This is a genomic window from Gordonia sp. Swx-4 (assembly GCF_030316175.1).
GTDB lineage: Bacteria > Actinomycetota > Actinomycetes > Mycobacteriales > Mycobacteriaceae > Gordonia > Gordonia alkanivorans.
In genome coordinates this window covers 273,850-286,793 of record NZ_CP128197.1, presented here as the reverse complement: position 1 = coordinate 286,793, position 12,944 = coordinate 273,850, and the positions used below count along the sequence as shown (strand labels likewise).

Here is a 12,944-nt window from a genome sequence, read left to right as displayed (position 1 = left end):
TGACGCCGGGACGTTACCGATCCGAGATGTTCCGGGGCAAGTCCTCAGGGCAGAGTACGGGTTCTCTGCGGGTTTGTTTGGGTTCGTATGTGAGAGTCGCGCGCACCCGCGTGACCCTCGGATGTCCGACTAGTCCGGATTCACGGGCGGCGGCATCTCGAGTCCGCACCGGGCGATCTCGTACTCCGGTTCCCGCTGGATCCGATAGCTGTTGAACGTGAACGCCTGCTTCAGGTTGTGCTTGAAGCGGGTGAACGACCACGGTCCCTCGAAGGAGGCGAACCGGTCCTTCGTCTCGGGGCATTGCAGGGCCACCTGCGCCTGGCGGACGAGGTCCTCGTCGAGGTACCCCGGCAGGACCGGCTTGCGCGGGTAGGCCCCGGCCTCGGCGACGACCCATTCGCTGGGCAGGATCTTGTCGTGCCCGATACGGCCGTCCTCGAGCCGCTCGGTGTGAGCGGCGAGCGGGTACGCCAGACCCATCTGGTCGATGACGCGCACGTCGAGAGGCGCGTTCATGCTCGTCATGCCGAGATTGAGGAAGTAGACCGTCACCTTGCGCTCGGCCCCACGGGGCATCACCGCGGGCAGCTGCGCGACGTACCACTCGTCGTAGTTGAACGACGGCAGGATGACGCCGCCGTCCTCGCGATACTTGTCGATCTTCTCGACCATCGCGCTCATGCGCGGGTAGGCGAGGTAGTCCTCGGCGGTCACCGGGTTCTCGTTGCCCATGTTCGTCACGTAGAAGCGACGCTCGTCGACGATGCCGCTGCGTCCGATGTCGATGCCGGCATTGGGAAGCACGTTCGCGTGGGTGCTGATCCCCCAGACCAGGACGGTGATCCACAGTCCGGCCATGGCGACCGCACCGGCCAGTCCGACGCGGGTCCGGCGACGTTCGGCCGGGGACACCTCGACGGGTTCCGGATCGTCGTCGATGACGGACTTCTCCACGGCACGACGCCGGCCGAAGGCGGCACCGAGGTGCGCGGGGACCGTCAGCGGCACGACCATGAGCGGCAGCAGCGTCACGAACAGCGGCACGAGCAGCACGCGGCCGTGCATGAAGTCGCCGCCCTGGCGGATCCAGTAGACGATCAGGACGAGACCGGCGACGGCGACCACGGTCACCACGGCGGTCGACGACTGGAGCCGGGCCGACAGCGCGGCCGGCCGGGAGCGGTCGGTATCGGCCGTGCTCGCACCGGCATCCGCGCGTAGACGTGCGCCGACGATGAGGATCACACCGGCGACGACGGCCAGCACGACCGGCAGCACCAGAATGTACGGACCGAACAGGTTGGTCAGATAGGCGAAACCCTGCTCCCACTTGGCACCGCTGGCGTCCTTGGCGACCGCCGGGTTGGGGACCAGGAGGGCGTAGTAGCCCATCCGGAAGATCTGGTAACCCACCGGCAGGGCACCGGCGACGACGGCCACGCCGAGGCGCATCTTCCAGCCGAGCGGCGCGAAGAAGACCAGCACCAGCACCAGTCCGCCGAACACGGTGAGCTCGGGCCGGATCAATGGTGCGAGACCCGCGGTGAACGCGAGCGCGAGCGTCGCCGCCGAGGCCTTGCGCGTGGACTGAGGACCGCGTCGAGCCCAGGCGACGAGCTGACACCACAGGACGGCGGCCCAGAAGATACAGAGGCCGTTCTCCAGTCCGCTCGTCGCGAAGTCGCGGGCCGGGGGGATGGCGATGTAGATGATGGCGCCGAACGGGAGCAGCAGCGTCCAGCCGTCACCGGTGATGCCGCCCAGGCGGTTGCCGTAGAGACGTGCGCTGCCGTACATGGCGATCGGGATCGCGGCGACCGAGCACACCAGGGCCACCCAGAGGGCGACGTACTCGAGCTGGCCGTCGGTGACCCACGCCCAGAACCACAGCAGGTAGGTCCAGGCGGTCGAGGTGTTGGCCTCGACGCGTTCGCCCGCGTTGAACACCGGTCCGTTGCCCGCGAAGAGGTTCCGCAGCGTGCGCAGCACGATCAGACCGTCGTCGGCGATCCACCGCCGCTGCCAGGCCCCGATCGCGAAGAACGTGCTGACGGCGACTGCGCCGATCAGGAAACTGACCGCGGCGAGACGTCGGCGCGCCTTGTCGATGACGGGCGTGCCAGACGCCCGGGTGCCTTCTACCTCGGGTTCGTCGACGGAATCGATACCGACACCGTCGGTGGACTGCAGACCGTCAATTGACTGCATAGACCGCGACACCCACGCATACTAACCAGGCCACGGCCAGCAGCTGCAGTACACGGTCGCCGAGGGCGATCTCCTCGGGTTCGCCCGCCGCACCGCCGTCGACGTCGACCGCATAGCGAAGGATCGCGACCGTGAACGGCACCATCGAGATCGCGTACGCGACGTTGGTGTCATGGTCGGAGCCCTTGTCGAAGGCCCAGAGTCCGTAGAAGACGACGACGCCGGTGGCCGACAACGTCCACACGAAACGCAGGTAGGTGGTCGTGTAGTACTCAAGCGCCTTGCGGATCTTGGCGCCGGTGCGCTCGGCGAGCTGCAGCTCGGCGTACCGCTTGCCGGCCGCCATGAACAGCGAGCCGAAGGCCATGACGAGCAGGAACCACTGCGACAGCACGATCTCGGCGGCGACACCGCCGGCGATCGCGCGCAGCAGGAATCCCGACGACACGATGCAGATGTCGATGACGGCCTGGTTCTTGAGGCCGAAGCAGTAACCGAGCTGGATGACCAGGTAGATCGCGATGACCACCGCGGTCTGCCAGTTCGCCAGGAAGGAGATGCCGATCGACGCGGCCAGCAGCACCGCTGCGAGGCCGTAGGCCAGCGGCACCGGGACCACGCCGGCGGCGATCGGACGGAACCGCTTGGTCGGGTGATTACGGTCGGACTCGACGTCCATCGCGTCGTTGACCAGGTAGATGCTCGACGCGGCGAGGCAGAACGCGACGAACGCGATTCCTGCGGAGGCCAGCACCGAGGCGTCGGTGATGTTGCCCGCGGCCAGCGGCGCAGCGAGCACCAGGACGTTCTTCACCCATTGCCGCGGGCGGATCGCCTTGATCAGCCCGGCGGTCAGGTTCTTCGGGGGCCCGGCGACCTTCCCGTGCTCGATCGGCTCCTCGCTCATGCACTCTCCCTGTGTCGTGTCACCCGTGCGATGACGGGGGACGCGGCGAGTCGCAGCGGCCCGCCGGGCACCGCGGCCGTGAGGCCGAGCCGGGTCAGGACGCGCGCCGCGCGACGGGCACGTCCTGAAGCCGGAGCATTCCGGGTGGGTTCGAGCAGCACCTTATCGCCCGCGATGACCGCCGCTGCGCTCGCGGCACCGATCGCGGCACCCGCGGTGACGTCTGTCGGATAGTGAACGCCGAGTACGAGACGCGACAGGAGCATCGGCGGCACCAACGCGGCGGGCAACACCCTGGCGTCCCAGCCGGCCGCCCGGCCGATGAGGATCGCCGCTGCCGTGGTCGAGGTGGCGTGCGACGACGGGAAGCTCAGCTTGCTCGGCGTGGACACCCCGATGTCGATGGCCGGGTGGGCCGGCCGGGGCCGGCGCACGATGCGCTTGATGATCACCGAGGCCGCGTGTGCGCCGAAGGCACCCACACCGGCTTCGATCCACAACTGCTGCGATCGCACATCGCCACGGGCACGCGCCAGCGTCCAGCCGGCGCCCGAGATGGCCAGCCAGCCCAGGGCGTGCTCGCCGAAGTGCGACAGACCGCGCGCCGCCGACCGCACACCCGGGCGGGAACCGATGCCCGTCTGGATGGCGACGAGGACCTTCTCCTCACCCGCGAGGGGCCTGGGGGCGTCGTCGGCCGGGAGCTTTGTCGACTCCTCAGCCTGCACGTCGGGACTACTCGATTCCGAAGACACCCGCCCAGCTCTCCTTACTGGTCAACTCACGATGTGCGGCGCGGTACTGCTGCTTCATGTCGCCGAACTTGTCCTGAAGTTCTTTGATCAGAGCGAAATGCTCACGCGCGAGCGCGATCATCTTCTCGCGATCACGCTGCCGGTACACCACTCCCCGACCGTCGGCCGTGGTGACGGTGACACCGTCGACGCGGCCGAGGGAGAACCAGCGCGCCTCGATCGGCGGGTAGTTCGCCTGCGGGACCTCGTGATGCCGCGGGTCGGCGGGGCGCGCGTTGTTGACGACGGCAGCGGCCAGCGCCTTGACCTTGCTGATCGGGTTCAGCGGGATCGAGGTACCCAGATGCGTTGCCTCACCGGAGGTTCGGGGCAGCTCGGTGGCCGACGGCAGCACGACGGCGTCCGGGAACTCCTTGCGCATCGCCGCGACCTTGGGCAGCGCGGTCGGCAGCAGGCTGCGGATGTGCTCGGGCCCGGCGAGGAAGTCGCGGATCGCCTCGTTCTGGATGGCGACCGTCGAATACTCGAGGCACAGAAGGTGTTTCGCGGTCGCCTTGGTCATCGAGCGGATGATGCCCTTGATCGGACCGTCATGGTGGATGGACGCGACGACGAGCCGGTTGCGCAGGTGGAAGTACGCCTGCCAGTCGATGGCGTCGTCCTTGTCGCTCCACGCCATGTGCCAGATCGCGATGCCCGGGATGGTGGCCGTCGGGTACCCGGCCTTGGCCGCACGCAGCGCGAATTCCCAGTCGTCCCACTTGATGAACAGCGGCATCGGCAGGCCGATGGTCTCGGCGCATTCGCGGGGGATCATGCACATCCACCAGCCGTTGCCCTCGACATCGATCCGGCGGTGCAGGTTCTTCGAGTTCTCACGATCCCGCAGCGGGTATTCGGAGAAGTTGTGGTCGTATTCGACGAACGGCGCAGCGGTCCACATGAAGGTGTCGCGGCGGATGACCTCGCCCATGCAGTGCAGGTGACTGCGGTCCTGCAGGTTGAGCATCTGCCCGCCGACGAGCATGGGGGACTTGGCGAATCGCGACATGGCGAGCGCGCGCAGGATCGAGTCGGGCTCGATGGCGATGTCGTCGTCCATGTAGAGGATGTACGGCGAATCGGTGAGTCGCAGCGCCTCGTACATGATGCGCGCGTAGCCGCCCGAGCCGCCGAGGTTGCCCTGGTCGAAGATGCGGAGCCGGTCCCCGAGAGCCGCGGCGGCCTCGGCGTACCCCGGCTCGTCGACGACCTTCTTGGTGCCCTGGTCGGGCATCATGACCGCGTCGATGACCTCGTCGACCATCGGGTCGGAGGTCAACGCGGCCAACGCGTTCACCGCGTCGGTGGGCCGGTTGAAGGTCGGGATGCCGACGGTGACGCGCTTGGTGTCGGCGTCGGAGGTCGGCGCGTCGATCGGCGAATACCAACCGGCGGAGACGATCTCGGTGTCGGTGTCAGTGGTGATGTCGAACCAGATCCAGCCACCGTCCTCGAACGGGCCGAGGTCGAGTTCGAATTCGACCACACCGCGGCCATGTTCGTCGGTGGCGATCAGGTCGCCGCCGATGCCGATGCGCGAGCCGTCGATCTTGGAGCGATACAGGTCGACTCGAGCGGTGCCGACCACCTCGATGCGCAGCACGACCGAGTCCAGGATGCTCCAGCGGCGCCAGTAGGCGGCCGCGAAGCCGTTGAAGTAGGTCTCGAAGCTGACCTCCGATTCGCCGCCGAGCAGCACCGAGGTCCGGCTCGGCGCATGCGCCCGCCGGTTGTTGGAGTCCGACTCGAGCAGGTACAGCGACCGCACGTCGAGCGGCTCACCCGCGCGCGGGAAGATGACGCGCTGCAGAAGGGATTTCGCCTTCGACGGCCCGATGCCCGCATCGGGGATCTCGGCCTGGTTCACGGGGGTCACCGTCATCTATTCGGCTCCTGCGGGGTCGGACACCAGCGGCGCACCGTCACGCAGATGCGGCGCCAGGGTGTTGTCGAACATGGTGAGCGCGCTGGCGATCGCCATGTGCATGTCGAGGTACTGGTAGGTGCCGAGACGACCACCGAACAACACGTTCGCACTGGCGGTCTCGGTCCGGGCGAGTTCACGGTAGGCCGAGAGCTTGGCCCGGTCGTCGGCGGTGTTGATCGGGTAGTACGGCTCGTCGTCGTCGTTGGCGAAGCGGCTGAACTCGCGCATGATGACGGTCTTGTCCGCGGGGTAGGAGTCCCGCTCCGGATGGAAGTGACGGAACTCGTGAATCCGCGTGTACGGCACGTCGGCGTCGTTGTAGTTCATCACCGGGGTGCCCTGGAAATCGCCGGTGTCGAGTACCTCGGTCTCGAAATCGAGTGTGCGCCAGCCGAGTCGGCCGGCCGAGTACTCGAAGTAGCGGTCCAGCGGGCCGGTGTAGACGACCGGTGCGTCCGGGTTCTGCTCCCGCAGCTCGTCGCGGACGGCGAACCAGTCGGTCGACAGGCGGACCTCGATGCGCTCGTCGGCGGCCATGTTCTCCAGCCAGGCGGTGTAACCGTCGACCGGCAAGCCCTCGTACTTGTCGTTGAAGTACCGGTTGTCGAAGGTGTACCGGACCGGGAGCCGGGTGATGTTGCCCGCGGGCAGCTCGGTGGGATCGGTCTGCCACTGCTTGGCGGTGTAGTGCTTGATGAACGCCTCGTAGAGCGGCCGCCCGATGAGGCTGATCGCCTTCTCTTCGAGGTTCTTGGCATCGGCGGTGTCGATCTCGCCGGCCTGCTCGGCGATCAGCTTGCGCGCCTCGTCGGGCGAGAAATAGCGACCGAAGAACTGGCTGATGAGGCCGAGACCCATCGGGAACTGGTAGGCCTGCCCGTTGTGCAGCGCGAAGACGCGGTGCTGGTAGTTCGTGAAGTCGGTGAACTGGTTCACGTACTCCCACACCCGGTCGTTGGAGGTGTGGAACAGGTGGGCGCCGTACTTGTGGACCTCGATACCGGTCGTCGGCTCGGCCTCGGAGTAGGCGTTGCCACCGAGATGGTTGCGCCGTTCGATCACGAGGACCCGCTTGCCCAGCTGGGTGGCCGCCCGCTCGGCGACGGTGAGACCGAAGAATCCGGAGCCGACGACGATCAGGTCAAAGCTGCTAGTGGTTGCCACGGGTCCTCAGGGTAACGGACCCTTCCTGATGATTCTCCGAGCCACGGTGGTCGCCGGGTAATGTTCGATCGTCGGTCTGCAGCCATCGGGCCGGTTCCTCTGCTTCTCGAGTAGTTCGGGGCACCGTGACGTCATCGCCTGAGTTGTCGGCACCCGTGGCTGCAATGCCACCTCCCGCGGTGGCGTCCGCCATCACGGACATCGTGGTCGTCGTGCCCGCCCACAACGAGCAGGTCCTACTCCCCTCCTGTCTCGCCGCACTCGACGCCGCGGTCGCGGGACTTCGGCAATCGGTGCAGGTGATCGTGGTGCTCGACTCCTGCGACGACGACTCCGCCGGTGCGGTACCCGACCACGTGACGACACTGCACGTGACCGCCAGGTGTGTCGGTGCCGCGCGGCGGGCGGGCTTCGCCGCGGCATCACCGACACCGGCCGACACCACCTGGTTCGCGACGACCGATGCCGACTCGGCGGTGCCGCCCGACTGGCTGCTCACCCACGTGGAGGCGGCGGACTCCGGTGCGGACGCTTTCGTGGGGATAGTCACTCCGGACGGCTTCGACGGATGGCCGCGGGGAATCGGGTCGATGTTCGACGCCCGCTACGACGCCCGACCCGGTCACCGTCACGTGCACGGGGCAAATCTGGGCATACGAGCGACCGCGTATGCCGCAGCGGGCGGATTCCGGGAGCTCGACGCGCACGAGGACGTCGACCTCGTCCGGCGGCTCGAGGATTCCGCCGTGCCGATCGTGTGGGGCGCCGATGCCCCGGTTCGTACGTCGACGCGACGGATCGGCCGGACCGTCGATGGTTTCGCCTCTTATCTTCGTGAACTCACCGATCAAGCTCCCGAGGCGTCCCGATGAGCACCGAAGCCGCCCGCGGGATCGTCGACTCCGCCGGGTTCGGCCTGCCGCGGCCCGGCACCGGTACGACGCTCGGGCGCTTCGCTGCGCTCACCCGCCTCTGCTCCGACGACATCAGCACCGGGCGGCTCGTCGAGGCGCACGCCGACGCCGACGCCATTCTCGGCGAGATCGTCGGCGGCGGGGTCCGTCCGGGCGAGTTCTGGGGTGTCTGGGCTGCTCAGCCGCCTGGGACGGGGGTCGACGCCCGGTCGGTCGCGGACGGATTCGAGCTCGTCGGCGTCAAGGAGTGGTGCTCGGGCGCGGGGGCGTGCACCCATGCGCTCGTCACGGCCGCGACGGCCGACGGCAATCGCCTGTTCGCAGTCGACCTGCGGCACCCCGGCGTGTCCACCGACTTCTCGTCCTGGCACGCCGCCGGCATGCGCGCCACCGACACCGGGACCGTCACCTTCGACTCGGTGCCCGCTACGGCAGTCGGTCGGGTCGGGGCGTATCTCGCCCGTCCCGGCTTCTGGCACGGCGGGATGGGAGTCGCGGCGTGCTGGTTCGGCGGAGCTCGGCGCGTCGCCCGACCGCTGTACCGCGCGGTGAGCCGTTCCGACGACCCTCTCCTGCGGATGCACGCGGGTGCGGTGGATGCACAGCTCGCGACCGGGTGGGCCGCGATCGAAGCCGCTGCCCGGCACATCGACGCCGATCCCACCGCTCCGTCGCAGCGCGAGGCATTCGCCCTGCGGTGGTCGATCGAACAGATCGCCACCGCCGTCATCGACCGGGTCGGTCGTGCGCTCGGCCCCGGGCCGCTGGTCGCCGATCCCGATCACGCACAGGCGGTCGCCGACCTCACCGTCTACATCCGGCAGTCACACGCCGACGCCGACCTCGCGGTTCTCGGGTCACTCGTCGACGAGAACATCCCGGGCCCCCTCGCGGATTCGTCGGAGGAGGATTCATGACCTCGGATGCCGGCAGCATGTCGGAACGTTTCGCCGCGACCCCGGTGGCAGAGACGGGAACCCCGGAGGCGGAGTGGCAACGCTGGTTCGCCACCCGGGGGCGGTGGCCGGGCGTCGACCTGTCGGTGGAGCGTCTCGTCGTGCTGTCCGCGCATCCCGACGACGAGGTGCTCGGGGTCGGGGCACTGATCTCCGCAGCCGCGCGCCGCGGGATCGAGGTGGTGACGGTGTGCCTGTCCGACGGAGCGGCGTCGCACCCGGGCTCGCCGACACTCACACCGGAACAGCTCGCCGGTCGACGGCGCACCGAACTCGATTCGGCGACAGCACTATTGGGCCTATCCCCATCGCGATGGTGCGGCCTCCCCGACGGCACCCTCGCCGAACACGAGGAGGAGGTCGAGGCGATCGTGTCCCGGGTGCTCGCCGAGAAACCGGACGTCGCCACCGGCCTGCTGGCCGTGTGGGCGCACGACGGCCACCCCGACCACGAGACGGTGGGCCGCTGCGCCCGACGGGTCGGCGACCGGTTCGGTGTGCCGTTGTGGATGTACCCGATCTGGATGTGGCACTGGGCAACTCCCGACGACCCGGCCGTCCCGTGGCATCGGGTGCAGACCTTCGACCTCGACGACGAGGCACTCGAGCGCAAACGTGCGGCGGTCGAGGCCTTCGTCACCCAGGTCGATGCACTGTCGGACGCACCCGAGGACGCCGTCGTCCTCGGTCCGCACATCCTGGCCAGATTGCTCCGCCATCGGGAGTTCGTGTTCGTATGAGACTGCCGGACAGCTACTTTCACGACATGTACGCGGGGAACGACGATCCGTGGGGATTCACCTCGCGGTGGTACGAACAGCGCAAGTACGCACTCACGCTCGCCGCACTGACCAAGCCGCGTTACCGATCGGCCTTCGAACCCGGATGCTCGATCGGTGTGCTCAGCGGGGGGCTGGCCACGCGGTGCGATCGGCTGATGTGCACGGACGTGAGCCCGCGCGCCGTCGACCTCGCCCGCCAGCGGCTCACCGGGCACCCGCACGTCGATGTCCGGGTCGGCGACATCGTGGCCGACTGGCCGTCGAAGCGCTTCGACCTCATCGTTCTCAGCGAGGTGCTGTACTACCTGGACAGGACCGCCCTCGCCGAACTGATCGCCCGGTTACCCGCGGCCCTCGCTCCGGGTGGGGAGGTCGTCGCCGTCCACTGGCGCTGGCCCGTCGACGAATATCCCCAGTCGGGTGACGACGTCCACGCCGCTCTGGCCGAGTCTCCGATGGTGGCCTCGACGTCGTACTCCGACACCGATTTCCGACTCGATGTTCTCCATTTGTCACCTGAACGGTCGGTTGCGCAACGAGAGGGACTCGTCAGTTCCTAGGGGTTATACGATCCGGCATAATAGATCCTCGACAAACGAGTGTTTCGTTTCCTGCGCTCAGCTGTCGGTCCGGCTGAGACGCGTGGAACGCGGTCTCTCGAGGAGGCAGGAGTGACCGAGGTGACGGATTTCTCGGCGCAGATGACGCGCATCGCCGGCGAGATGCGCAAACAGAGCGACGACACCGAGACTGCGGTGCGGGCGATGACCAAGTATGCGGTCGACGCCATCCCGGGCGCGGAGTACGCATCGGTGACCCTCGTGACCAACGGCGTCGTCGAGACCCCGGTGATCATCGGCGACCTGGGCGGCGAGGCCGACGAACTGCAGCGTGAGCTCGGCGAGGGGCCGTGCATCCGTGCCGCGGTCAACGACGTGACCGTGTGGATCGACGACATGCTGGTCGACGAACGCTGGCCGCGGTTCGCCGCGGAGGCCGCCGACATCGGCATCCGCTCGATGGCATGCTTCTTCCTCTACATCGACGGCGACGACTTCGGCGCGCTGAACCTGCACAGCACCCGTCCCCACGCATTCCCATCCGAGGCGCGCCTGCTGGGCGAATTGTTCGCCGCACATGCCGCGACCGCGTTCGGCGCCATCCAGGAGAAGCAGCAGCTCCGGGCGGCGCTCAGCTCGCGCGACATCATCGGTCAGGCCAAGGGCATGATCATGGAGCGCTACAAGCTCGACGCCAACGGCGCGTTCGCGCTGCTCGCCCGTCTGTCACAGGACACCAACACCAAGCTGGTCGATGTCGCGGCGCAGATCGTCGTAGCCGGGCCGGAGAGCTCCTAGCCGAGCCCGTCGTCCTTGGGGAACCCCAGCGCCGGGATGCCGCCGCGTTCCTGGAACTGCTCGAGACTCTTGCCGACCAGCACGCGCGGTCCCGTGGCAGGGGTGAAGAACATCATCCCCTTCTCGTAGACCTGCGTGACGCCCGCGGCGTCCGGGGTCAGCGACGGGAGCCCCATCGCCTCTCCGAGGGGGCCGGAGAGCCCGCCTAGGTCGGCGAACTTGCCGTCCATGGCCGACGCGGCGATCTCCAGGAACTTCGCGCCGCCGGGAATGATCTGGTCGACGAACTGCCCGAAGCTACCGAAGTCGAGTCCCAGTGAGGGCCCGGACGGTCCGGTGGGCGGCTTGACGATGCGCGGCGCCGGCTGGCCCTGCACGGTGAACCACGACGACTTCAGCTTCAGTTTGGTGCGTGCCTCTTCGCCAGAGACCTCGGAGGTTCCGCCGGAACCCACGGCACGGACCTTGACAGCGCGGCCGTGTTCGGCTCCGAGGCCGTTGGCCTCGACCACTTCGAAGCTCCGGAGAGCACCCACACCGAAGGCCGAGCCGATGGTGCCGGCCGAGACGGTCACGGTCCAGTTGTGATTGGGCGAGACCGTGTCACCCTCGTCGGGTACGGCCGGGAAGCGGCCGCCGGCCGAGAAGCCACCCGTCGAGGCGGAGAACTCGGTGAACGCGGGCTGGCCGTTCTGCAGCAGGATCTGGCCTGCGGTCGCGTCGGCCGCCACATTGGTCCGACGATCCTCGCCGGAGACGCCGCCGTACACCTGGGAGTTCTGGGTGTCGTCGATCTTCTTGCCGCCGGCGATCGCGGCGAGTGCATAGGTGCGGGCGGCGACGGCTTGCGCCTGCAGTGCCGCCGCGCCGCCGGAGTCGGCCCAGGCGGGCAGGCTCTCACGCGGGATGACGCCCTTGACGTAGTCGTCGATGTGGATGCGGTTGACCACGCGTCCACCTTCGAGGCCCAATGCGCCTCGGTAGGCCTTCTCGGAACCACAGAACTTGAGGAACTCGGCCGCGGGCCGGTTCGGCGCCATGCTCAGCGGTTCGACGAACGTGGCCGGGACGGAGCGGAGCACGTTACCGCCGCAGCCGCTGCGAATGGCGGCCGTGCCCCCGGACAGGCTGACCGCCTGTCCGGGAGCCACCGTCTGACCTCCGACGCGCATTCCGGCGTCCGCATGCACATTCACCGAGTTCTGACCCGTGAGGGCCACGATGATCTCGGGCCTGTCCACCTTCCCCGCGGTGGTTCCACCGTAGAAGTGACGCAGGATCTGCTGTGCCGACCAGCCCTTACGGGCGTAGCCGTACGCACCCCATTGCCCCATTCCGCGGCCGTGGCCATGACCGTGCCCGATCAGCGTCACCGTCGACCCGACCGAAAGCTCGACCCCGGGGGTCGATTCCGTCGAACTCGCGGCAACGAGTCCTCCGGCCAGCAGTGCGGGCGCGAGCCCGGCCGCGGCCCAGGTCAGCAACTTTCCGCGAGTCCGTGCGGGCCGGGAGCCGGTCGCCGGCCTCCCCGGCAGGAGCCGTCTGGGTCGGGCTTCGTTCACTACAGAACACATCCTTCGGTCGCGACGACACCAGCCTCAGAAGTTCCAGCAAGCTGCAACTTTCACTCAATCGTGGCCGATGTGACGATTGGGACTTAAGTGACATTAGTGAACCTCATTCGCGTTCACCAAGTCGAGCAGATCACAACCGGATCACGAGTTGTCTCCCGGATCGTGACCTCATGAATATCACCAGTAACACAGGCCTCATAAGTAACAAGAGAGTCACGAGTGGTCAGACGTCGGCGTGTGTCATGTCCACGAAGCGCCGATCCGCATCACGATGGCGGCCGACACCGAGCACGCCTCGACGCCCGCCCGGCGCGCGAGGCTGCACACATCGCATCGATGACCGGATCCCCCCTC

Annotated in this window: 11 protein-coding genes; 5 read left to right on the top strand and 6 right to left on the bottom strand. The window is 67.8% G+C overall.

Annotated elements, in window-relative coordinates; all coding sequences use genetic code 11:
- Positions 1-129 precede the first annotated feature (129 nt).
- Genes PWF70_RS01275 through glf form a run of 5 tightly spaced genes read right to left on the bottom strand, consistent with a single transcriptional unit; the run spans position 130 to position 7,006 of the window.
- Positions 130-2,211, bottom strand: coding sequence for an arabinofuranosyltransferase AftB family protein (locus tag PWF70_RS01275; protein ID WP_006358806.1), 2,082 nt, complete (start codon positions 2,209-2,211; stop codon positions 130-132).
- A complete protein-coding gene (locus tag PWF70_RS01270; protein ID WP_006358807.1) occupies positions 2,198-3,118 on the bottom strand; it encodes a decaprenyl-phosphate phosphoribosyltransferase in 921 nt (306 codons plus the stop codon). Before PWF70_RS01270 ends, PWF70_RS01275 begins: the two co-directional genes overlap by 14 nt.
- Entirely contained in the window at positions 3,115-3,873 is a 759-nt protein-coding gene (locus tag PWF70_RS01265) for a phosphatase PAP2 family protein (RefSeq protein WP_040004119.1), read from the bottom strand. The genes PWF70_RS01270 and PWF70_RS01265 overlap by 4 nt, the downstream gene beginning before the upstream one ends.
- Positions 3,854-5,797: a glycosyltransferase gene (locus PWF70_RS01260; protein ID WP_006358809.1), complete on the bottom strand. Its 1,944-nt coding sequence runs from the start codon at positions 5,795-5,797 to the stop codon at positions 3,854-3,856. The genes PWF70_RS01265 and PWF70_RS01260 overlap by 20 nt, the downstream gene beginning before the upstream one ends.
- Positions 5,798-7,006, bottom strand: a complete 1,209-nt coding sequence (gene glf / locus PWF70_RS01255; RefSeq protein ID WP_006358810.1) for a UDP-galactopyranose mutase — start codon at positions 7,004-7,006, stop codon at positions 5,798-5,800. It lies immediately after the preceding gene.
- 164 nt (positions 7,007-7,170) lie between these two features.
- Here glf and PWF70_RS01250 point away from each other — a divergent pair, with 164 nt between their 5' ends.
- From PWF70_RS01250 to PWF70_RS01230, 5 genes are all read left to right on the top strand, one after another.
- Entirely contained in the window at positions 7,171-7,878 is a 708-nt protein-coding gene (locus PWF70_RS01250) for a glycosyltransferase family 2 protein (RefSeq protein WP_006358811.1), read from the top strand.
- The gene (locus PWF70_RS01245; protein WP_006358812.1) at positions 7,875-8,837 is read left to right on the top strand and encodes an acyl-CoA dehydrogenase family protein; all 963 of its coding nucleotides are present in this window, start codon (positions 7,875-7,877) and stop codon (positions 8,835-8,837) included. The genes PWF70_RS01250 and PWF70_RS01245 overlap by 4 nt, the downstream gene beginning before the upstream one ends.
- Complete coding sequence (locus tag PWF70_RS01240; protein WP_006358813.1) at positions 8,834-9,616, top strand: PIG-L deacetylase family protein; 783 nt, start codon at positions 8,834-8,836, stop codon at positions 9,614-9,616. Before PWF70_RS01245 ends, PWF70_RS01240 begins: the two co-directional genes overlap by 4 nt.
- Positions 9,613-10,218 carry a class I SAM-dependent DNA methyltransferase gene (locus PWF70_RS01235; protein WP_006358814.1) on the top strand — a complete coding sequence of 202 codons (606 nt, stop codon included), beginning with the start codon at positions 9,613-9,615 and terminating at the stop codon, positions 10,216-10,218. Before PWF70_RS01240 ends, PWF70_RS01235 begins: the two co-directional genes overlap by 4 nt.
- 111 nt (positions 10,219-10,329) lie before the next feature.
- A complete protein-coding gene (locus PWF70_RS01230) occupies positions 10,330-11,016 on the top strand; it encodes a GAF and ANTAR domain-containing protein (RefSeq protein ID WP_006358815.1) in 687 nt (228 codons plus the stop codon).
- Here PWF70_RS01230 and PWF70_RS01225 read toward each other — a convergent pair.
- Positions 11,013-12,500, bottom strand: coding sequence for a SpoIID/LytB domain-containing protein (locus tag PWF70_RS01225; protein WP_006358816.1), 1,488 nt, complete (start codon positions 12,498-12,500; stop codon positions 11,013-11,015). The genes PWF70_RS01230 and PWF70_RS01225 overlap by 4 nt on opposite strands.
- Between the last annotated feature and the right edge of the window lie 444 nt (positions 12,501-12,944).

Bases quoted from the DNA above. Each gene is read 5' to 3' on its own strand.
- PWF70_RS01275 (WP_006358806.1), bottom strand. From the start codon at position 2,211: ATGCAGTCAATTGACGGTCTGCAGTCCACCGACGGTGTCGGTATCGAT.
- PWF70_RS01270 (WP_006358807.1), bottom strand. From the start codon at position 3,118: ATGAGCGAGGAGCCGATCGAGCACGGGAAGGTCGCCGGGCCCCCGAAG.
- PWF70_RS01260 (WP_006358809.1), bottom strand. From the start codon at position 5,797: ATGACGGTGACCCCCGTGAACCAGGCCGAGATCCCCGATGCGGGCATC.
- PWF70_RS01250 (WP_006358811.1), top strand. From the start codon at position 7,171: ATGCCACCTCCCGCGGTGGCGTCCGCCATCACGGACATCGTGGTCGTC.
- PWF70_RS01245 (WP_006358812.1), top strand. From the start codon at position 7,875: ATGAGCACCGAAGCCGCCCGCGGGATCGTCGACTCCGCCGGGTTCGGC.
- PWF70_RS01240 (WP_006358813.1), top strand. From the start codon at position 8,834: ATGACCTCGGATGCCGGCAGCATGTCGGAACGTTTCGCCGCGACCCCG.
- PWF70_RS01235 (WP_006358814.1), top strand. From the start codon at position 9,613: ATGAGACTGCCGGACAGCTACTTTCACGACATGTACGCGGGGAACGAC.